The 20,987-nt window shown below is 52.8% G+C and carries 21 protein-coding genes; 11 read left to right on the top strand and 10 right to left on the bottom strand.

Going from position 1 to position 20,987, the window contains the following annotated elements; genetic code table 11:
- Positions 1–18: 18 nt before the first annotated feature.
- Positions 19–1,398, bottom strand: a complete 1,380-nt coding sequence (locus tag SBG41_RS05705) for a penicillin-binding protein activator (RefSeq protein ID WP_317894594.1) — start codon at positions 1,396–1,398, stop codon at positions 19–21.
- A gap of 287 nt (positions 1,399–1,685) precedes the next feature.
- A complete protein-coding gene (locus SBG41_RS05700; protein WP_317894593.1) occupies positions 1,686–2,225 on the bottom strand; it encodes a DUF998 domain-containing protein in 540 nt (179 codons plus the stop codon).
- 44 nt (positions 2,226–2,269) lie between these two features.
- Here SBG41_RS05700 and SBG41_RS05695 point away from each other — a divergent pair, with 44 nt between their 5' ends.
- Positions 2,270–2,431 (top strand): hypothetical protein, encoded by a 162-nt coding sequence (locus tag SBG41_RS05695; RefSeq protein WP_317894592.1) that lies wholly within the window; start codon positions 2,270–2,272, stop codon positions 2,429–2,431.
- A 130-nt stretch (positions 2,432–2,561) separates the two neighbouring features.
- Positions 2,562–3,269, top strand: a complete 708-nt coding sequence (locus tag SBG41_RS05690; RefSeq protein ID WP_317894591.1) for a peroxiredoxin — start codon at positions 2,562–2,564, stop codon at positions 3,267–3,269.
- Between the two features lie 110 nt (positions 3,270–3,379).
- Here SBG41_RS05690 and SBG41_RS05685 read toward each other — a convergent pair whose 3' ends face one another.
- Both SBG41_RS05685 and crcB read right to left on the bottom strand, forming a co-directional pair.
- Entirely contained in the window at positions 3,380–3,709 is a 330-nt protein-coding gene (locus tag SBG41_RS05685; protein WP_317894590.1) for a DUF190 domain-containing protein, read from the bottom strand.
- Positions 3,706–4,101, bottom strand: coding sequence for a fluoride efflux transporter CrcB (gene crcB, locus SBG41_RS05680; protein WP_317894589.1), 396 nt, complete (start codon positions 4,099–4,101; stop codon positions 3,706–3,708). Before crcB ends, SBG41_RS05685 begins: the two co-directional genes overlap by 4 nt.
- A 127-nt stretch (positions 4,102–4,228) precedes the next feature.
- On the opposite strand from crcB, the gene SBG41_RS05675 reads away from it, so the two are divergent.
- Positions 4,229–6,049: an aldehyde ferredoxin oxidoreductase family protein gene (locus SBG41_RS05675; RefSeq protein ID WP_397470789.1), complete on the top strand. Its 1,821-nt coding sequence runs from the start codon at positions 4,229–4,231 to the stop codon at positions 6,047–6,049.
- A 174-nt stretch (positions 6,050–6,223) separates the two neighbouring features.
- Positions 6,224–7,360: an NAD(P)/FAD-dependent oxidoreductase gene (locus SBG41_RS05670; protein WP_317894587.1), complete on the top strand. Its 1,137-nt coding sequence runs from the start codon at positions 6,224–6,226 to the stop codon at positions 7,358–7,360.
- Between the two features lie 121 nt (positions 7,361–7,481).
- On the opposite strand, the gene SBG41_RS05665 is transcribed toward SBG41_RS05670, so the two are convergent.
- Positions 7,482–8,375: a metallophosphoesterase gene (locus tag SBG41_RS05665; RefSeq protein ID WP_317894586.1), complete on the bottom strand. Its 894-nt coding sequence runs from the start codon at positions 8,373–8,375 to the stop codon at positions 7,482–7,484.
- Positions 8,376–8,584: 209 nt separating this feature from the next.
- Here SBG41_RS05665 and SBG41_RS05660 point away from each other — a divergent pair, with 209 nt between their 5' ends.
- The 5 genes from SBG41_RS05660 to SBG41_RS05640 all read left to right on the top strand — a co-directional run bounded on the left by SBG41_RS05660 (position 8,585) and on the right by SBG41_RS05640 (position 14,711).
- Entirely contained in the window at positions 8,585–9,481 is an 897-nt protein-coding gene (locus SBG41_RS05660) for a prenyltransferase (RefSeq protein WP_317894585.1), read from the top strand.
- 197 nt (positions 9,482–9,678) lie between these two features.
- Positions 9,679–10,716: a phosphoesterase gene (locus SBG41_RS05655; protein WP_317894584.1), complete on the top strand. Its 1,038-nt coding sequence runs from the start codon at positions 9,679–9,681 to the stop codon at positions 10,714–10,716.
- A gap of 206 nt (positions 10,717–10,922) precedes the next feature.
- Entirely contained in the window at positions 10,923–11,609 is a 687-nt protein-coding gene (locus tag SBG41_RS05650; protein WP_317894583.1) for a hypothetical protein, read from the top strand.
- A 117-nt stretch (positions 11,610–11,726) separates the two neighbouring features.
- Positions 11,727–13,151, top strand: coding sequence for a B12-binding domain-containing radical SAM protein (locus SBG41_RS05645; protein ID WP_317894582.1), 1,425 nt, complete (start codon positions 11,727–11,729; stop codon positions 13,149–13,151).
- Between the two features lie 9 nt (positions 13,152–13,160).
- On the top strand, positions 13,161–14,711 hold the full coding sequence (locus SBG41_RS05640) for a radical SAM/SPASM domain-containing protein (RefSeq protein WP_317894581.1): 1,551 nt from the start codon (positions 13,161–13,163) through the stop codon (positions 14,709–14,711).
- Positions 14,712–14,845: 134 nt separating this feature from the next.
- Here the strand turns inward: SBG41_RS05640 and SBG41_RS05635 are convergent, their stop codons facing one another.
- The 4 genes from SBG41_RS05635 to SBG41_RS05620 all read right to left on the bottom strand — a co-directional run bounded on the left by SBG41_RS05635 (position 14,846) and on the right by SBG41_RS05620 (position 17,982).
- Complete coding sequence (locus SBG41_RS05635) at positions 14,846–15,781, bottom strand: MBL fold metallo-hydrolase (RefSeq protein ID WP_317894580.1); 936 nt, start codon at positions 15,779–15,781, stop codon at positions 14,846–14,848.
- A gap of 190 nt (positions 15,782–15,971) precedes the next feature.
- Entirely contained in the window at positions 15,972–16,223 is a 252-nt protein-coding gene (locus SBG41_RS05630) for a hypothetical protein (protein ID WP_317894579.1), read from the bottom strand.
- Positions 16,224–16,321: 98 nt separating this feature from the next.
- A complete protein-coding gene (locus tag SBG41_RS05625; RefSeq protein WP_317894578.1) occupies positions 16,322–17,320 on the bottom strand; it encodes an SIS domain-containing protein in 999 nt (332 codons plus the stop codon).
- 89 nt (positions 17,321–17,409) lie between these two features.
- Entirely contained in the window at positions 17,410–17,982 is a 573-nt protein-coding gene (locus SBG41_RS05620) for a nucleotidyltransferase (protein ID WP_317894577.1), read from the bottom strand.
- A 176-nt stretch (positions 17,983–18,158) separates the two neighbouring features.
- On the opposite strand from SBG41_RS05620, the gene SBG41_RS05615 reads away from it, so the two are divergent.
- Together SBG41_RS05615 and SBG41_RS05610 are read left to right on the top strand one after the other, a co-directional pair.
- Complete coding sequence (locus tag SBG41_RS05615; RefSeq protein ID WP_317894576.1) at positions 18,159–19,634, top strand: oxygen-binding di-iron domain-containing protein; 1,476 nt, start codon at positions 18,159–18,161, stop codon at positions 19,632–19,634.
- 15 nt (positions 19,635–19,649) lie between these two features.
- Positions 19,650–20,267: a hypothetical protein gene (locus SBG41_RS05610; RefSeq protein ID WP_317894575.1), complete on the top strand. Its 618-nt coding sequence runs from the start codon at positions 19,650–19,652 to the stop codon at positions 20,265–20,267.
- Here SBG41_RS05610 and SBG41_RS05605 read toward each other — a convergent pair.
- A complete protein-coding gene (locus tag SBG41_RS05605; protein WP_317894574.1) occupies positions 20,264–20,878 on the bottom strand; it encodes a hypothetical protein in 615 nt (204 codons plus the stop codon). The two genes, SBG41_RS05610 and SBG41_RS05605, sit on opposite strands and share 4 nt — an antisense overlap.
- Between the last annotated feature and the right edge of the window lie 109 nt (positions 20,879–20,987).

Raw genomic sequence — 20,987 nt, 5'->3', positions numbered from 1 at the left:
TAGTTGACCGTTTATGCCTTATTGCTGTTCACAGGATAGCGGGTTGCCCTGGACTGGCACGATGTCGTCCTTCTCGAACTTGTAGAGCTCTATTAGCCTCCATTCATACTTATCATCGGTCTTCACTACAGTGAATATGCCATAGTCCGAGCCGGCTCTATCGCCGTACTCGTTTAGGACTATCTTACCGGAGACCCCGACATAGTTCTTGAGCACCTCTGGTATCGCCTTTGCAACAGCATCGGGTGTCGCGTTAGGCCCGCCTGCTTTCTCTATAGCTAGGGCCATTGCCCACACGGCATCATAGGCTATGAGGCTGTACGGGTCTGGGCTGTAGCCTAGCTTCTTCTTCAGCGTACAGTAGACCCTCGCGGTCTTGTCACTTATAGAGAATGTTATCGTGTTCTTCCACTTCACTGTGGCCGCGAATTCTGCTGCGCCAGGGCTCTGTAGTACTGCCTGGCTGAGCGCGCTACCATCGCTGCCGTACCACTTTACTTTCTTCAGAACGTCGTAGTTGTTTGCTTGTTCTAGTATGTTGGCTGTTTCGTCGAAGCCTATCAGTTCTACACCGATCTTGTCGGCTGGTACGCCCTTGTTGAGGAGATTCTCTACGGCCGTCTTTATCTGCTCGACGACGTTTGCGAAGTTTGCTGCCTTGGGGTCGTATGGTATCTTCTGCACGATGCTGATCCCGGCTGCCTTGGCGTACTTCTCTATGTAGCCTGCGAGACCGCTTCCCCAGTCATCGTTGCGGTAAACCATTATAACGTGGGTTACGCCGTCCTTCTGGTAGAGCTTTGCCAGTACTTTGCCCTGGAATTCGTCTGGAGGCGGGAACCTGAATACCGTGTCCTTGAGGGCCAGTGACGGCGCTGTGCTTGACTGACTAATTACTACCGCCTTATAGCCCTGCTGTATGAGGCTCACTATCTGCGCTAGCTCGGCGCTAGTCATCGGACCTATGAAGAACCTTATGCCCTGCTGGTAGAGTGTGTCAAAGCGCTCCTTAGCCGTAGCGGGATCAGTAGCAGTATCGACTATTACTATCTTTATTCTCCAATTAGCGCCTTTTTCCTCAAGGTACTTGTTGACATCCTTCTCTGCTAGAAGTATTGACTCCTCATTCGCTTTGCCGAAGGATGCGAGGTCACCGGTTAGCGGAAGCAATGCACCGATCTTCACGACTTTAATGTTGGCTGATGCCTGTGTCTGGGTAGTTGTTTCTGATGGCACTGTCTGGGTTGCCTGCGTAGCTGGTTGTGAAGCAGATGCTTGAGTAGCTGCTGGGGACGTGGTTGTTGTCTGCTTTCCTCCCTTCTGTGCTAGGTATACGGCTGCACCGATTACTATGAGTAGTATTATTATCGATCCAACTATGAGCTTCGTGTTAGCCATGACATACACACCCCCTAGTCTCTTGTATGTCTACCGAGTGTTGTTCACCGCTCACTGAGTAAAGGTAGTTATAAATATTTCGTCAATCCCATTATAATGGGAATAGACTACAGAATCGCGGAAAACAAGTAGATGCAATAAGTCTGACAATCACGAACCCGAACCACATCAATACGGGTTCCTTCTATAACACAAGGCCTTATTCTGGGGACTATGCCCACCCGGGGAGCGGGGTTGAAAAGTACACCGTTTTTAGAAAGTATAGAAAGTGTGCGCGATACATACTCCTAGGGTGAAGGTCTCTTAAGACAGTCAAGCAAGAGAGGCGCATAGAGTGTTACAGAGGTTAGTTCAGGTATCGCAGCACCTGGCGGCGTTTCTTCAACGAAGTGCAGGTACCAGATGAGTACATAGATTGTAGCAGTGATGGCAGAGTATATTCTTATTCTCCTAGTAGGGCCTAAGTAGAGTTTAGCGATGACTAGTGAGAGTAGTGAGAGAAAGAATAGAACCGAGACCCAGAAGTGGATCTTACCATAGGCCTCGTTGTAGACTGCTACGAGGACGAGACTAGCCGCGGCAGCTACCACTAATGCATTACAGATGCCTCGGAGACACTTGCATGCAAGCAGCGCCAAAATTATGGCGCCAAGGCCTAGCCCAGCATTAAATATCTTTGCAGACGCGGGGTGCTTTTCTTGATGCCCTAGATCGCTTAGAGCGTTGTTCCAGAAGCTAAACCACGGAGAAACAGCTATTGCGACAAATATTGCTGTAAGGGGGACAATTAGCGCTAAAGCAAACAGTGAGACACATTCGCGGTGCATACTTATCCCCTTTTCTCGTCATAGCCGGTTATTGGGCAATATAGGTGTGGCTACGACGCCCAAGCATACTGAAGCGTTCTGTCCGAAGAGTCCTCGTTGGACGCGATGCGACAAGTATTACCGGCAAAGTTATCGAGGCTAAGAAGCATCCAATAACTACTTGTTTTACGCAAGCATTCGTCTACGGAGCAAGCTTTTTCCCTTAGAGGTCTCGCTGAAGGAGTGGAAACGAACAGGGTATTACCCTGTAGGCTGCGGGGATAGGCTTAAATCTTGTTAGAAACTATTTCTAGAAAACAGAGAATACGGAGAAACCGGAATAGAGGTGCATGAGGAATGCCCGGCGAAATACCCCTAATTGGTGAAAAGTTCCCAGAGATGGAGGTAAAGACTGACAGAGGTGTAATAAAGCTACCAGACTACTTCGTCGAGAAGGGTAAGTGGTTCGTCCTCTTCAGCCACCCAGCAGACTTCACACCAGTATGTACAACAGAGTTCGTGGCCTTCGCCAAGAGGTACGAGGACTTCCAGAAGCTCAACACCGAGCTAATAGGCCTAAGCGTAGACAACAGCTTCAGCCACATCAAGTGGAAGGAGTGGATCAAGGAGAAGCTTGGAGTAGAGATACCATTCCCGATAATCGCTGACCCGATGGGCCAAGTAGCCAAGAAGCTAGGAATGATTCACGCAGAGAGTGGCGTCGTAACAGTCAGAGCAGTCTTCATCGTAGACAACAAGGGCATCATTAGAGCAATACTCTACTACCCGCTAGACGTTGGCAGAAACATTGACGAGATACTAAGGCTACTAGAAGCACTACAGCTTAACACCAAGTATGGCAGAGCATTCCCAGCCAACTGGCCAAACAACGAAATAATCGGTGACAACGTAATAGTACCACCAGCATCAACCGAGCAAGAGGCTGCTGAGAGGTTGAAGCAGTTCAAGTGCTTCGACTGGTGGTTCTGCTACGAGGACAAGGCCACACCCGAAGAGAAGGAGATGGCCAGGAAGTTCCTAAAGCGCGTCGCCAACTGCCAGTAACACCATACAATCCATCTCCACAAATCTTAGGGAAAAAAGATTAACCCAGGCTTTTTTACAACGCTAACCTAGAACTTGATAATTCTTCTCCACGCTTCCTCGCCGTAATTCTATTCTTCTCTATGCCCATAGAAGACTACTTCTACAGGCTCAATCGTTATCAGCCCTTCTTTTACGAGCTTCTTTATCTCGTCTAGCGAGCCGTGTATCTTTTCCTCCTCGTCTACAACTTCGACTATTATTGGTAGATCCTCTGATAGCCTGAAAACGCTTACGCTGTGAATCTTGCTGTGAGAACCGTAGCCTGCTATTCCCCGTATCACTGTTGCCCCTTTGAAGCCGTGGTGGTGGAACCATTCGAGGAGGTACATGTAGAGGGGCTTGTGCTGGTATCGATCTGATTCGCCTATATAGATTCTTAGCCTAGCGTAGCGAGTCAAGGCTTGTACACCATTGCTGCGAGCGTGTAGCCCAGGTAAACTGCTGCTAGGCCTAGGCTTATGCTTAGCCCTATGTAGGCGATCGCATAAGCCGCAGAATACTCTACCAGCAGCATTAACGACTCGTACATGAATGTTGAAAACGTTGTAAAGGCTCCAGCAAACCCCGTTGCCAGCAACAAGCGCTGCTCCCTGGTGAAGGCGCCGTATAGCGATGCTGCTCCAAGCACGAAGCCTAGGAGTAGGGATCCGAGCACATTAACTACGAGCGTGCCTATGGGGAACTCGTGGTTATTCTGAACGATTGAGGCGAGGCTCCACCGCGCCAAGGCTCCTAGTGCTCCTCCCAGGGCGATTAGTGCTATGTCCCAAAGCCGCGCTGCTACAGGCAATGCCGGGCCCTTGCGCCAAAGAATCCCCGTAGAAGGTAAAAGTGCCTAGTGGTCGGCTCGGCGCCTAGTTTTTCTATCAGTCTCATACTAGTCTCATAAACGGTGTAGTGGTTTGTCTGACGAGAGGCTGTATAGCTGGAGCAAGCGCATTCTCTGGGTGGACCTCTCTCGCGGAGAGTTCCGCGAGTGGCGCTACCCCGGCGAAATGGCGAAGATGTTCCTGGGCGGCAGGGGGTTCGCCGCTAAGATTCTATGGGATCACCTTAAGCCTGGGACTGACCCTCTTAGCCCCGATAACCTCTTCGTAGTAGCTGTTGGAGCCCTTACTGCTCTCCCCGGCCCGAATACGGGCAAGGTTGTGGTAGCTGCGAAGAGCCCTTTGACCGGGGGCTACGGCGACGGTAACATTGGTTCCTGGGCCTCGATACACTTGCGTGCGGCCGGCTGGGACGCAGTAGTGATTAAGGGTGCCCTCGAGAAGCCCGGTGTGCTCGTAATAGAGGACGATAAGGCTAGGATTGATAGCGCTGAGGATCTCTGGGGCCTAGACGCGTTCACGACGCACGACAAGCTCACAGAGAGATATGGTAAGAACGCCGGGTTCCTCATAATAGGGCCTGCCGGAGAGAACCTTGTACGCTATGCCACCGTTGTTGCACAGAAGGGTAGAAGCGGTGGCCGCCCAGGAATGGGGGCAGTGATGGGCAGCAAGAAGCTCAAGGCAATAGTCGTGAAGGGCACGAAGAGGCCGGAGTTGTTCGACCCTGACAAGTATATGAAGTTTGCAAGGGAGGCTATCCGGGAGACCAAGTCCTCGCCGAACTACGACTTCTGGATGCGCCAGGGCACAATGATGACCATCGAGTGGTCCCAGAATGCGAGCGTGTTACCGACGTATAATTTCCGCGAAGGCGTGTTCGACGACTACGAGAGGATAGGCGGCAACTACATGGAGAAGATAAAGGTTGAAGTGAGGAGTTGCCCCTACTGTGTAATGAGCTGTGGCCACACGATTAAGGACTCGGAGGGCCAGAAGTCGGAGCTCGACTACGAGAACGTCGCCATGCTTGGAAGCAACATAGGGATCGGGCGCCTCGAGGACGTCGGCGTGCTCAACAGGCTTGCAGACATGCTGGGGCTTGACACGATAAGCCTTGGCAACACCCTTGGCTACGCCCTAGAGGCTGCTGAGAGGGGCAAACTAGAGCTCGACGCCAGGTGGGGAGAATTCCGGAAGATAAGGAAGCTAATAGAGGACATTGCATACCGCCGCGGCGTAGGTAATCTCCTCGCAGAGGGCGTAAAGAGGGTATCAGAGAAGGTAGGCGAGACATGGTACGCCATGCACGTGAAGGGCCTCGAGATAAGCGCCTACGACTGCCACGCCGCACCAGGCATGGCCCTAGCATACGCCACTAGCCCGATAGGCGCCCACCACAAGGACGCATGGGTTATCAGCTGGGAGGTGCAGCACGGCCGCTTCAACTACGACCGGCCAAAGGTGCAGAAGGTCATAGAGCAGCAGAGGATACGTGGAGGCTTCTTCGAGTCAGCTGTAGCGTGCAGGTTCCCATGGATAGAGCTCGGTCTGAGCCTAGACCACTACGTGAGAATGTTCAACGCAGCAACAGGTCTCAGCTACACCCTTGACGACTTCTTCACCGTTGCCGACAGAATATACGCACTGATAAGAATGATCTGGATAAGAGAGATGGATGGCTGGAGCATAGAGATGGACATGCCGCCAGAGCGGTGGTTCAAGGAACCACTTACCAAGGGCCCACTCAAGGGCGCAAAGCTCGACAAGGACAAGTTCATAGAGATGCTGAAGATGTACTACGAGGAGCGCGGCTGGGCAAGCAACGGAGTACCCAAGCCTGAAACGCTGAAGAAGCTAGGCCTAGACGACGCCGTACCCCTTGCAGAGAAATACGCAGCAGAGAAGTGAACAACTAGTCCACAAGCCTTATTTTAATCCCCTTTCCTTCTCTGTTTCCTTGCCTCGGGAATCGATACTGCTGTACCATGTTTTGGCCTCTTCTCGCTAGGGGCACGAGCCTAGCTGTTTTATCCTAGCACCCTCCTTCTTCCCACCAGGCACGTGTGGGAGGAAAGAGGCATCTTGGCTCGCATTGTTGTCGCTGGCAGCGGGTTTGCAGGTGTAGAGGCAGTTAGGGTTCTTGGGCAAAGGGGTGTTTGCGAAAGCAATGAGTGCTTGTGGATTACTCCGAGGCCTGTGTTCTCGTTCCAGCCACTCATACCGGCCATAGCCTCTGGGAGATATGGTGCGGAGGAGGCCGTGCTAAATGTACGAGGTTTCGCCGAGAAATACGGCGTTCAAATCATTAGCGACAAGGTTGTAGAGGTTTCGCCGAACAAGGCTACTCTGTCGAATGGAGAACCCATTGACTATGATTACCTGGTTTTGGCTACCGGTGCACGCCCCGCTTTCTACGGTGTACCAGGGGCCGAGGAGCATAGCGTGCCCCTCTATTCTCCCGAGGAAGCTGAGAGGATTAACCGAATGGTCGTGGATGGCGATGTTGGGGGCATAGCTATCGTCGGAGCAGGGTTTGTTGGCGTTGAGCTTGCCGCCGAGCTGCTGTGGCTAAGCACGGAGAAGGGGCTCGGGCTCAGTGTGGCCGTTATAGACATGCTTTCTGAGCCCCTACAGCTACTAGGTAATAAGGCGGCCTCGGAGATAGCTAAGCGCATCCTCGGCGAACTGGGAGCAGTCCTGCTCATGGATCACCGCGTCGTACGCGTAGAGCCTGGCCGGGTAGTGTTTGAGGGAGGCGATACCGTTGAGGCGGACCTTGTCGTCTGGAGTGCTGGGCTCCAGGGACCCGGGGTCAATGCTCCAAAAGAGGCTCTTGGTAAGGGAGGCTTCTTCCTCGTTGACGAATATCTTCGCGTACCTGGCCTCGGTGGCAAAGTGTTCGCCGTCGGGGATGCTGCTTCGATAAGGCGCGGGGGCTGCCTTTCGCTCAAAGTCGCGAGAGAGGCAATTAGATCCGCAAGGACTGCGGCAGAGAGCATCGTCAAACTCCTAGAGGGCAGGGAGCCCAAGAAGTATGAGCCATTCATAACTACTTGTTTCCCGCTAACAGGGCTCGTAATGGGGCCGCATGACGGTATCCTGGTAATAGGGAAGAGGCTGGCACTACGCACGAACTTTGCTGAGCACTATCACCGCCTAGTTCTCCGAGTGTACAGGGAGCTCCTCCTCGGGAAAAGCGAGGCAGCCGGAAAAACCTAGATACACGGGCCAGGGTACATCACTCTGCTGGGCGCCCCTGAGGGAGCCGGTGGCTCCCCTTTCCCTCTGTGAGGGGGCGCCGAGCCGGCGACGGCTCTTCTCGAACACTACTCTCCTCCCTTTACGGCTCTTCGGGGAACCTGTACACCTTGAACACATCCTGGGTCATGTAGACTGCTCCTGCTCCACGACCATGGTAGAGGCTCGTGAACACCGTGACTACCGTGCCGTGGAGATCCTCTACGCGAAGCTCTTGGCCGTGGCTTAGCCCTGGCTCATAGCCACCGTCAGGCTTCCACACTGCTACAGCGTCAACGGTCTCGTGTGCGCGTAGGATGAACTTGAGGCCGTTATGCTCGAGGAAGTTACTCCAAGCCTTCCTCCCGTAGAGGTATATGCCTGACCCCCTCATGCTAGGAGCAAACCACTCGATGCTCCCCTCTGGGTCGTTCCACAGCATCTGCATTACTAGGCCCTCCGGCTCCAACGCATCTTCCTTGCAGTGTATCTCCTCCGACTCCTTGACGAGCAGATCTAGCTCTACGGGTGGCTCTTCTCCCCCACCACAGTCTCTGCAAGGTACTCCGCCGTGAACGAGCCACACATCGTTTATGACTGCGTGGAGCACGAGGCACTCGTAGAGCTGCTCCACACTTCTCAAAGCCTCCGGGCCGAGCTTGTTGACAAGCTCCTCGCGGAACCCATAGTAGTAGTTCATTACCGGTGATTCGTGGTTTCCTCTGAGGAGCAGGTAGCGATGAGGCTCGGATATGAAGCGCTCGAGGAGTAGCTCAAGATTCTCGACGCCGCGAGGCCCTCGGTCAACGTAGTCGCCGAGGAAGACTACTAGCTCCGGGTTTAGCTTGTCCGCTATTTTTAGGACCCACTCGGTGGCCTCTCTATAGCCGTGGGTATCCCCAGCAACCAGAACTGACTCGACGCGCTTCTTAACGAAGCCCCCGATTTCTCTTAGTCGCGGAACAGCCTCCTCGATCAATTCTTCGAGCCTGCTCATAGCTGAACCCTCTCCTGCCACCCTATCGGAGAACAAGTGCGGAGAGAGACTAATAATGCACCTCTAAGTCGGAGCCGTAGTACTAGGCAGTGCTGGCAACCCCTTCTCGGCTATGATTTGTAGACTTGGTTTGCCGAAGGTTTTTCGCGTTCAAGAATACTCTAAACTGCTTCCTCTTAGTAGTCTACACCACTAGCTGGTGGTAATATTTGGGGCTAGGGGGGCTCCTCATCGCCACAAGGCCATGGAGCTTCCCCATGACGATACTCTTATCCATAGTGGTTGCACTGTACGCCACAATAGCCGGCTATGCCGTCAACATACCGCTAGTAATAGTCGCCATAGCTGGAAGCGTACTGCTCCACGCAGCAGCAAACGTGCTGAACGACTACTTCGACTACCGCTACGGGGTTGACAAGCCAGGCACCGGCACAGTGATATACCGGCCACACCCCATCTTCGCCAACATATTAACGCCTCAAGCAACCCTGGCCTACGGCATAGGACTGGGCCTCGCAGGAACCATACTCGCACTAATCACTTGGGCCGCGAGGCCTCTTGCACCCTTCCTAGCACTACTAGGACTACTCGCAGCCTACTCGTACACGGGGCCGCCGATAAAGGCCAAGTATAGGGGACTTGGAGAGCTTCTCGTATACATAGCCTGGGGCATAATAATACCGATTGGGGTCTTCTACATGGCCAGCGGGCTGGTCAAGATACTGGAGCCGGTTATAGTGTCGTTTCCTATAGCGCTGCTAATAGTCGGTGTACTCGTCGCCAACAACCTGCGCGACATTGAGACAGACAAAGCAGCTGGGTTCGTGACAATAGCGACTATACTCGGCAAGCAGAAGACACAGAAACTCTTCAAAGCACTCGTTGCACTAGCCTATGCCGCCCAAGCACTGATAGCCGTCGCGGCGAGACAGCCCCTCGCACTCCTACCCTTACTAAGCATACCAAAGGCAATCGAAACCACGAGAGCATTATCCGGAGACCGTGTACCGCCAAACGCCGACCCCTTGGCGGCACAGCTTGCCTTCAACTTTACAGTCCTCGCAATAACGGGATACACGGGGCAACTACTCATCAACTTGCTGTGAATGAGCACGAACTGCTGCAGTTCATGCCCGGCTAGCCAGCACTGATTAATCAGTGAGCACCGCTCTTTCTAGTCCTTTTACGAGCATAATTTGGTCTTACCAGCGTAAATGCTGTTGTTTTGCTTATTCTCGTTAGTAGCGTCCTATCTAGACTTAGGGGGGTGTTTTGCAAATAGTAGGTACTGGGAGCTGATACTATGAAGCCGAGGAGCCTTGTCAAGATACCGGTAGGGATTATAGCTGACTGGGATGCGGATGGGGTAACTGCTGCAGCGATGCTATACTATGCACAGTACTATAGGAAGGTTTATCCGCTCAAGGGTAGGCACGAGGTCAGCCTCGAGCCTGCTGGGCCCCGGGGATTCAAGGACGCTCTCCAACACATACTGGAGGCCGGTAACTGTCCCGACGCATTAGCTGTGCTGGATATACCACTCACTAAGGACATACACGAAGTGCTCCTAGACTTCATGCGAGACTGTAAAGGGACGCGGCTAATATACATAGACCACCACTTCTCAACAATCTACATGTCTAAGAAGCTATACGAGCTAAGCGAAGAAATATACCTCGGGCATAAGCCGACAGCAATGCTGACCTATAACTTGCTACGAAGCCTAGGAGTACGCCACATGACGCCAAGGCTGGAAGCATTCATGAAGGCCGTTGGCGTTCTTGAGAGAGGCGCTAGGCCGCTAACAGAGGCAGAGAGGCGGGTCGTGAAGCTTGCGGCGAGCATATCGAAGGCATGCACAGTGCTCCGCGACAAGGAGTTGTGGAGGAAGCTCGTCAAGTGGCTCGCGAGCCCGCTGCCCCAGGACATGCCGTTCGACACTAAGCTCGTAGAAAAAGTGGTCAAGATAGCGGAGGAGAGTGACAAAGAGATCGCAGAGAAGGCCAAGGAGCTAGCCATTACTGCTAAACGGGTAGGCTATATACGCTTCGTGGATGCTAGAGGAAAGTGGGTAAACAGGGGCTCAAGCGCACTAGCGTCAAAACTGTATAAGATACTGAAGCAACCGGTAGCGCTGCTCGTTGAGAGAGACGATGGCGTGAGGCTCCTAATAATAAGGAGCAAGGGGCGCGGAGCCTACCGGGTAGCAACAGGCCTAGTAAAGGAGGGCGTAGCAGAGGATATAGGCGGGCACAGCGGCTTAGCCATAGTTAGGCTCCGGGAAGACGTTGATCTAGTAACGCTCGAGAACGTCCTTCGAAGACTAAGTCTACGCCTCTAGGGCCCTTGTAGCAGCGTGCCATTTTTGTGGATCAAGTGAAACCAGTGAGGACTTGTATGCACCTCCGCTGACTAGTCTAGATGATGAGCGGACACCTGGCCGAGGAAAAGAAAATAGCCATATAATTGGAGATAATCCTATACCCAGACCCCTAGAGAGCACTATAATTATCCTATTCCTTAGGGAAGGAGGGGAGGACGAGCAGAGTGCAAGATAGGCTACAAAGAGACCTCATAAGGCTCTTTGAGGCCGTCCTTCTAGGGCTTAGGGATATCTCCAAGCTATGCGCATCAATGCATTCGCTTAGGTGTATTGATGCACCGGTTTTCACAACGACATTTCTAAGGAGTAGAGGGCTGAGCGAGTACAGTATCCGCAGGATATGGAGAGCTGCAAAACAGAGAAGCATACAGGGAGGACAAATAATCTACCACTACCATGATACCATATTTGTCATCCGGCCCCGGGTAGAGCACGGCATCGCCTACCACGATGCAATCACAATGGTCCCCGTTGACAAGATAGACTGTCTTACTCTCGGGGATCGATGCTACGAAGTACCAAACTGCAACTCCCTGTACATCTACCTGCAAGGAAGGCTTGGTCACGCGTCAATAATGCTAAGCGCGTCTTACATTGTTGGGCTCCTCTCCCGGACGAGGCCAAGCTTCTTGTCCTCAATGCTAGAAATGAGCGGCAAGGCTGTTTACGATTTCCGTGAAACAAGTAAATCTCTTCTCAACATGCTCTCAGCAGTCCTTGACCTACTTAACAGGGAGGCTCCGTTGCTAAGAATGATCTTACCCTATGTGCCTCGGAGTCTGGACGAACTTCTGCGTGTATCACCTCTCGCAAAGAAAATATATATCGAGTCGAATAAAGAAGAGCGGTGACTCCGCTCCCGGATTCTGCCCGTCCTTATCTACCTGTCTAATCACGGCAAAACATTGCTTCATGTACAAGTTACCCTAATACTAACCCCGGGGTCAATATTCTTCTCGGGTATAGACTTGCGCGTACTCCTTACGCTTCCCCCCGACATACATACGCTCGAGATATACAAGATAACGGGAATGAAGGCTCCCCCGCTGGGTCTAGCATACATAGCTGCTGTGCTCGAACGAGCAGGGCACAAGGTAAAGATAATCGACACGCCTACTCTTGAGATGAGTACTGAGCAGTGGCTAAGCGAGGTAAAGTCGTGGAAGCCGGACATCATAGGCTTCTCACTGATAACCCCCACGGCTCCCCGCGGCTATCGTGCAATAAAGCTCGTACGAGAAGAGCTTCCAGATGTACCGGTTATTGTTGGAGGCATACACCCCACATTCATGTTCAAGGAAGCACTGGAGAACGGTGCAGACATAGTTGTACGAGGCGAGGGCGAGTACACAGCAGCCGAACTAATAGATGTTCTTGAGAGGTACGGGTTCGACGAAGAGCGTTTGAAAAAGGTACGCGGAATTGCCTTCAAGTCGAAAAGAAGCGAGAAAATAGTGCTAACACCTGAGAGGCCTCCGCCCGACCTCGACGAGCTTCCTTGGCCTGCGCGCCACCTGCTCCCCATGGACAAGTACACGTTGTTCGGTAAACCGATAAGGATAATCCACGTCATGGCTAGCCGCGGCTGCCCCTACGGCTGCATGTACTGTTCTACAAGCTACTTCTTCGGAAGAAGAGTGCGCATCCGCTCTGCGATAAGAGTCGCCGACGAGATAGAGGAGGCAGTGTACAAGTATAAGGCGAAGCACGTCGTGTTTGCAGACGACGATATAGGTGTTGGAAGGAAGTTCATGACAGACCTGGTCGCGGAGTTCAAGAAGAGGGGCCTCGACCTCACGTTCGCATGCGGCTCGCGAGTCGACCACATGACGAAGGAGTACATGAAGTTCCTCTACGATAATGGCTGCGTAGCGCTCTACTTTGGCGTTGAGTCTGCTAGCCAGGAGACGCTGAACCGCATAGGGAAGAAGATAACAATAGAGCAGGTTGAGAGGGTCTTCCAGTGGAAGAAGGAACTCGGCGGCTTCGCCACGGCCTCATTCATACTCGGGTTCCCCTGGGAAACCATTGACGATATGAAGAAGACCGTGGAGTTCGCTATAAAGATTGACCCCGACTACGCACAGTTCACCGCCCTCACGCCTTATCCCGGTACACCGCTCTACCAGTACGCGAAGAAGTACAACCTGATAGAGGACACTAACTGGGAGCACTATACGACCGTGCGCGCAGTTATGAGGGGCTTCCACTTTACTAGGCAGCAGCTCCAGTCAATGATCAAGTACGCGTACCGACGCTTCTACCTGCGCCCCGCCTTCGTATGGCGTGAGCTAAGGGCTGGCAGATTAAAGGATCTCGTAGGCGTCCTAGGCAGGGAGTTTTTCTCAATGGTGAAAGACTTCGTCGTGCACCCGCTCAAGTGGAAGAGGTGAGACATAGGTATGAGTAGTCTTGGAGAACACGTATCGGACGAACTAGAGGAAAAAGTGTTAAAGGAGGCCAAGAGGGGCGGCATAGGGTCGTACCTAGCAGCTATCAGGATCATGTTCAACAACCCCGTTACAAGGTCTATTCTACGCCTAGCAGTTAAGCGAGCCGACTGTATACACGAGGATCGGGGCGAGGTCAACGCAACACTACTCTATCACGCGCTTACCAAGTTCGCTGGCCAGAACGTCTACTCGTGCCCTGTGACCGCGCGCTTCATCTCAGCGATAATCAACAAGATAGTTGAGATAGGAGTAAAGATGCTACACGGGGACATCGAGGAGGCGAGGCAGGCTCTCCGTGACCCCGCTTTGAGGCGCGGCATATCGCTCGTATTCGAGGGCCTAGCTCTCTACGGGGTAACTGTTCCGCAGAAAATGCCGGCGCCATTCCTCATAGTGTGGAACTTCACTAACATGTGTAACCTTAGGTGTAAGCACTGCTACCAGAGAGCCGATCACCCGCTACCAGACGAGCTTACGCTTGAAGAGAAGATACGGCTTGTCGAGGATCTTGACCGTGCTGGCGTCGCTGCCGTAGCACTCAGCGGCGGAGAGCCAACTATTCATCCCCACTTCTACCAGATAGTCCACGAGCTCGGTAGACGGGGCATCTATGCGGCTGTGGCGACTAATGGGTGGATGTTCGCAGATATAGAGAAGCTAGAGAAGGCCGTCAAGCTCGGGCTACGCTACGTAGAGGTCTCGGTTGACAGTGCTAACCCGAAGAAGCATGACTGGTTCCGCGGCGTCCCGGGTGCATGGCAGAGAGCGGTAAAGGCTCTTGAGAACGCGGTTAAGCTTGGCGTGAGCCACGCCATGGCAGTAACGGTTACGAAGGCCAACATAGACGAGGTGGATGACCTTCTTGATCTCGCAGAGAGCATAGGCGTTGAGCGCGTCGTATTCTTCAACTTCGTGCCAGTGGGTCGTGGAAAGGAGAACATGTGGCTAGACCTAGACCCCATGGAGCGCGAGGAATTTCTAAGGCATATCTACAAAGAAATGCAGAAGAGGAAAATACAGATAGTCAGCACTGCGCCCCAGTACGGCCGCGTAGCACTCCAGCTCAGCGGAGGAAAGGACGTGGCTCCCACACACTTCTACGTAGGAAACGACCCAATTGTGAAAGCCGTAGCCGAGTTCGTTGGAGGCTGTGGCGCCGGGAGAATATATGCAGCAATACAGCCAAACGGAGACGTAGCACCATGCGTCTTCCTGCCAATCAAGGTCGGCAACGTGCGTGAAAAGAGCTTCCGCGAGATATGGGAAACAGCGCCCCTCTTCAAGGCACTACGGAACCGCGAGCTGCTGAAAGGATTCTGCGGCAAATGCCCATACAAGTACATCTGCGGCGGCTGCCGCGCCAGGGCCTACGCCTACTTCGGAGACCCGCTCGCACCGGATCCAGGCTGCATCTACAACATCAAGGAGTGGAAGAAGCTGGAACAAGAACTAGGCGCGAAGATAAAGATAGCCAAAAAGGCTAGCCCGGCAACACAATGAGAAGGCGCATACGTTTTTCTTTTCCAGCTTCTTGTTCCGAGCATACAATACGCTCCTAGCAAAAGTACGAGCTCCCGCTAAGGTATTAGGTTGCCAAAACGAGCCTCTAGACATAATCAAGTAAAATATGCTTGCTACCTCTTTGCTTGCTCTATGTAGGCTTTTATACCCTCTATGCTGTCAACCAGTACGCCTTGGATTTGCTTGCTCCAGCCGAGGCCTGTGTATAGCTTTCTTGACAGCTCGTCCCTCTCTAGTATCTTTTCCAGTAATTGCTCCGTGCTTAGCCCGGGGTTCTCGCTAACTATGTCCACCCAGAGCTTTACTTGCTCCTCGTGCTTCTCTAGCAGGTTTCCAGGACCAGGGCCTAGGTGTGTTGGCGCTATCCATTCCGGGTCGTAGGCTTTCATTTTCTTTAGGCTTTGAAGGAAGGGTTCCAGGCGGAAGGGTGGCGGCGTTGTTGGCGCTAGTCCGCTTGTCAAGGGGTCATATACTCCTGCCGAGTCTCCCGTGAAGACTATGGTGCCTTCTGGGAGCCCTAGCACTATGCTCTGGTGGTGACTCGCGTGGCCCGGTGTATGGATTATTTCGAGAACTGTGTTGCCAAGGCATAGTTTCTCGCCGTCACTGGTTGGGCGTAGCCCGCTCAGCGAGTAGGGGACTGGTTCTCCGAACTCGTATGCCCTTTCGCCAAGTACTTGTCTCGATGCCTGCCAAAGCTTTGAGGGGTCTCGGAGATGTTTCTCGCCACGTGGGTGCACAAGTGTCTCTACTCGGTAGCCTTGCTGGGCTAGGTGCTCTGCTACTAGGGCTACTCCTCCGCCGTGGTCCAAGTGTATATGGGTTAGAACTATGTATATTGTCTCCTGGTTTTTGCAAAGCCTTGTCAGAGTCTCTGCGACATGACTTGCCGCGTTACTCGGCCCGGAGTCTATGAGCGCACATGCAGTATTGTCCGCGACTAGATAGGTCTTTATGAAGTCTATATCAAGCATCTGCGGCGTGGCATCAACCACGTATATTCCTGCCCCGAGACCGCTTTGGAGGAACAGTGTCGGTGGTAGCGACATAATACTCCCTGCTCCTACGATGTGTTCTAGCCACAATATATTCTATCGTTGAACTCCAGCCCCCTAATCATATAACCAGAAGAGGAATGGCAAGGATAATGAGAGAAGCGTGAAAATACTGCATTGTGTGCTTCCTTGTGTAAAAATTTTTGTAGGCTTGTCTATTAGCGCCATACCTTTGTCTTTTGTCTTAGAGCTGGGCGTCTAGCGTAACTGTTATCGTTTTAGCTAGGTGCTCTGGCTTCGTGTACCACTTGTCGTAGGTGTACTTTTTGCCCTTGAAGCTTAGCTCAACTATTTCGCCTTTGTCGCTAATATTCATAACAGTGTCTCCGTCCTTGACTAGCTTGAGCGTCGAGCCTACTAGGAGTGCCTTGAGGCCCTTCTCCTCTAGCTTCGGCTTTATTAGGTCCTTTACCTTGGAGAGGTATTCGCTGGGCATTCTTCTCCTCCTCCGAAGGCGATTGGTGGGCCTAACTGCTTTATTAAGTATTGCCCCCTTTTCTCGCCTTCGAAGAATTTATTGAGAAGCCCCTGGCCCTATGCTCCCCACTCTGTGGTCTCCTCCACTACTCGGCGGAACATCTTGATAGCTGAGAGCTTCTCTGCGTCAACACCCTTCATTGCTGCCAGCTTCACCGAGGACAGCCCGGCTAGCCAGGTGCCCCAGACCATCTTCGAGACCATGTTGTCTCCTAGTAGCTTCTCTACGTGGAAGTCGGCTGGCCTCGCGAGGGCAACGAATTCCTCTAGTAGCTTGCTCCAAGGCTCCTCGCCGGGGTCTACGACGAGGAAGTGGTAGCGGCCCTCGCTAGCCCATCCCTCGAGTATATTGTGCCCTGACTCCGGTACTTGCGAGGCATCGCTGGCGGTCTTCGCGTTTTCTGCTAGTTCGCTGCGAATCCTCACCGCTACTGGGTAGTACGGGGCTGGAGCAAGTACCACCCTGTTCTCCTTAGCCTCGTGTAGCCATGATGCCAGCTCCTCTGCGCGTTTCTCGGCGGCCTCTTTTTCTCCGAGGAGCCTTAGTGAGTCCTCTACATCTGTTCCCGGGACGTTGAGGAACCCGTTCCCGATGAGGCTTCCGAGCAGTGTGTAGAAGAGCTGGGGCCAGCCAGCGCGCGGGGCAGGAGCTTGTTCAACAACTGCTACCGGGAGGCTGCGCTCCCGGGCCCATGCTGCTAGTCTTCCCCCCGTGGTCACTGCCACTACATGGGCTCCTAGCTCGTAGCTCCTGCGGGCACAGTTCAGCGTTTCCCGCGTATTACCTGAGAAGCTTACAGCATAGACAAGGGCTCCTCTCGACACCCAGCTAGGAGGATCAGCCTCCTTGAGCGCGATTACTGGGGTGCCGCCGTACCGTGCAGAGATGGAGGCAAGGTAGTCGCCGGCTGCTCCGCTCCCACCCATTCCGCAGACAACTATTACCTGGCTCGAGGAATAGGCTGCCGGAAGGCTCAGCGATAGACCCGTGCTATATGCTCTGCGGGCCGGATTAGCCCAGGACAAGTAGTACTCGTAGAAGCTGTTACCTGCCATAACTCGTACACCACGAGGTATACTCTTCGGAGCAATACTAATCACTAGTGCCCCGAGCACGGGGAAGTATTTCCCGGATAAAGAGGGGTTTAGACGCGGAAGCCGAGGCCGCGAAGCTTGCTTATAGCGAGTCGTCGATCCTCCTCTGGGAGGAGTTCTAGATCCCTCTTTATGATGCGTTCGTCTATTCTGAGCCTCCCGGCGTCAATATACTCCCTGACTATCCTTAGATCCTCTATGTCGGGATCCCTGGCAGCTTTTGCCTTGAGCACGATGTAGTCCTCTGGCCTTATGAGCCTGACTTCTACGCCGCTTATTGTCTTCTTTGGAGCATTCTCTATGATCTCTAATGGTATGTAAAAGTCGTGTATGTTCTCGTAGAACTCGACTATGACTTCCTCCCCGCTTGGAAGCCTTACGACGAACTTTGGTGTGCCGAGAGCCGTGTAGCTCATCTGCCACTCGTTCCTATATGCTATTTCACGATAAGTGTCCTCCTCGATGAGGGGGCTAGGCTCGAGAGCAAAGATGTCAATATCGTCTTCGAACTCTTTGCGCCGTAGCTCGAGGTCTATAACAGTGCTGCCAATTATTACTCCGCGAATTCCCTCGTCTCTGAGCTTGCCTACGAGCCATGCAAGATCTTTGATGCTATAACCCAAACCTCTATCCCCTCAAATATCCCAGGGATACCGAGCCCATATAGGATTATTAAACAGTATGGCTTTCAAAAGACGATGCCGCGTGGGAAAATAGATGACACCGAATGCACGGCCTCAATAACGTATAAAATTGTTACTCCCCCGTGGAAAACGAAGATACGGGGAAAGTTGTAGTCTTGAGGAAACAGTTCCTTGTCTCACTCAGCCCTACCGAGGCAAGAAGACTAATAGGCTCAGTAACAGACATAATCCGTAGAATATCCGTTGTTGACGAAATGGGAAGCAACTACATCGCAGTAATCGTTCCGAAGGGGCGCCGGGGCACGGAGAAAGTAAGGCTTGTAATGGATGTCTTTGAGACCCCCTCATCGATTGCCGCCATATTTCGCAGCGATACTGACATGATGGTTGTCCAGATAAGCGCCGTGCAGCAAGGACTACAAACACTGATAACGGTTGTATGTGAGGGCGTGGGAAGAGTAGCCAGGATAATAGATACTTTTGGCTCCGAACTAGCAGACATAATCAGGAGGAGAATCGAATCCGCATATCCCTCGGTTGAGGTGAACGAGGAAGACAATAAGCTCGCCGCACTCGAGAAGGAACCTCCAGTACTCACAACGCTTGTCTACTACGATGCATTCGTCCCCGTATTCAACATTACCCTCGAATCCGCCCTACGAGTCATATCGGCCCTTGGCCCCGACCACTACCTCGTTGAGGTCGAGTCGCTTGACGAGAGAGAGCCTTTCACGCTACGAGCCGTGATAAGAGGCAACAAGATCACCGGACTCTACGCCGAGCTGCCTGGCCAGAGACTCAGTGGAGACGATGTTCTCTACGCAAACCTCCCCCTAGCGCGCAGGGTCACTGTAAAGGCGTGGGCTCTCTACGGTGGAAGAGAATCAGTAATCTACGCACCCCTAGAGATAGCTAGCAGCGGCTCTCATAGAGTGTACTGGGCCTCTGTAAAGGGCTGCGCTGCTTGTGGAGGCCTCTTATCCAACACCTTCATGGTGTTCGATGGAAAAGAGGCCGTCATAGTCAATCCATCAGGCCTTGAGGAGAGACATATACTCAACATAGAGGAAGTCACAGAGGGCATTGACAAGGTAAAGCACGTAGCACTAACACACATAGAGGCAGACATCGTGGCCGGTATAGACATGTTTCTCCGAAAGAACCCGAGAGCATATGTCTACGCTACTCCGTACCAATCGAGCATACTCAACTCAGCCATATCACACATAGGCCCCAACGTGAAGAGAGTGCGACTAGAGGTCCACGAGGAGGCCTTTGGGCGTATAAGGCTTCTCGTAGTGCCAGGTGCTGGCCTCCAGCCCCACAATATTTCGCTCTACGACCCCGTCTCGAAGACCCTATTTACAGGAACAAGCCTAGGAGCAATAACGCCTCCAGGCCTCTGGGAGCCATATGTAAGCGATGTAGAAGAGTACTTGAAGCTTGTAGCACCCTACCTCAGACACGTTGCAAGCCCCAGCAAGCTCCGGGCATGGATAAACGAGGTCAGCAGGCTAGACATCGAGGTATTGGCGCCACACCATGGCCCACTCGTAATCGGGCGCCAAGAAGCAAGGACAATCATTGAGGGCCTACGCGAAATAGTTGAGACTATACCTAAACACGTATAGGGGGTAGGTATAGCTATGGGCGAGGCTCCACGATTGGAGTATAGGGGCATGGGGCCCTTTATACCATACGACGAGCTAATCGCTGCACTCCAGAAGACTGGCCGCATAACTGTAGCAGTTGATGCTGATGCGGAGCCTCTTCTCGAGGCCTGGGCCTCACGGCAAGGGCTAAAAGCGCAGAAGGTCAGCGAAGGCGTCTACGTAATTACGCAGGGCGAGGCAGGCGCTCTTGAGAAGCCGTTGAAGCGCAAAGAGGCCCCAGACTACATTCCATTGGCGCTACGAAGGCTTGTTCCAACGCCAGTGGTTACTTATTGGAGAAAAGAGTTATCAGACAGGCTTGCTGATCCTACACAGCTGCTTGGAGTCATACTGAGAGCTAAGACGCTGTATCGTGGCCCTCCCTCGGGCCAGGAGTTCGAGGACCTGCTTAGGCGCGGAGAACCAGTACTAGTTAAGGCAACCATTGAAGGGAAGGACATCATCATAGTAATTAGGCGCGGAGAACCAGTGGCGGGAGCCAGGGTTAACCAGGCATTGACGGAGGCTGAGACGAGAGCACTCCTCACAAGGATACTGAAAGGCGAAGTAGAGGGCCCCGTCACGGTATACGATGTTTCGGGGATACTCTAGGGGAGTTCGAAGACTATTTTCTCGTAGCCGCCCGTCCTTCCACCCCTCCTCCCATATATAGCGACCACGTTGTTATCCACTATGTCCCAGTCCTCGCTCCCTGGTCCCATGTCTACCTCGATTATTCTTGAGCCGGGAGGAAACACCCAGTAGGCCTCATAATTGTACTCAATAGGCTCAGCCTCGTACCGGTTCTCGTAGACGTTTCTCCCGCTGCGAATCGGTGCCCTAAAGCGGAGCCCAAATACGACGAAGACCTGGCTCTTCTTACCCCTAAACCCTATATCTACTAGGACCACGCGAGGCCTAACCCTTTCACCGTTAACCATTACCTCCTCCCTATCCACCAGTTCCTGCATATTGTATGCAAGCTTCGCAGTCTCCTCCTCGAAGAGTTTCTCGTCTCGGAGAACCGCATCGTAATAACCAAGGGGGTCAACGTAGTCGAACACTATGTAGTAGGCTATGTAGCCGTACCCAACGTAGAAGAAGCCCTGGCCGTGAACAGGGGTTACAGCCTCGCTCGCCTCGCGGAGAAACTCCTCCCTCACAAGCCTGCTAGAACCACTTTTACTAATACCACCTCTACTCCTCTTACGCCTCAGAGACACCCCTACGAGCACCGAGTAGTAGTATGCATCAAGAGACATATAGGGAGATGGCTAACAGGAAGGGTTAAGACAAAAATAACCCTCAGACTAGTACAGTACACACTACACG

The organism is Pyrofollis japonicus, assembly GCF_033097485.1.
Classification (GTDB): Archaea; Thermoproteota; Thermoprotei_A; order Sulfolobales; family Pyrodictiaceae; genus Pyrofollis; species Pyrofollis japonicus.
This window is presented reverse-complemented; position numbering and strand designations above follow the sequence as displayed.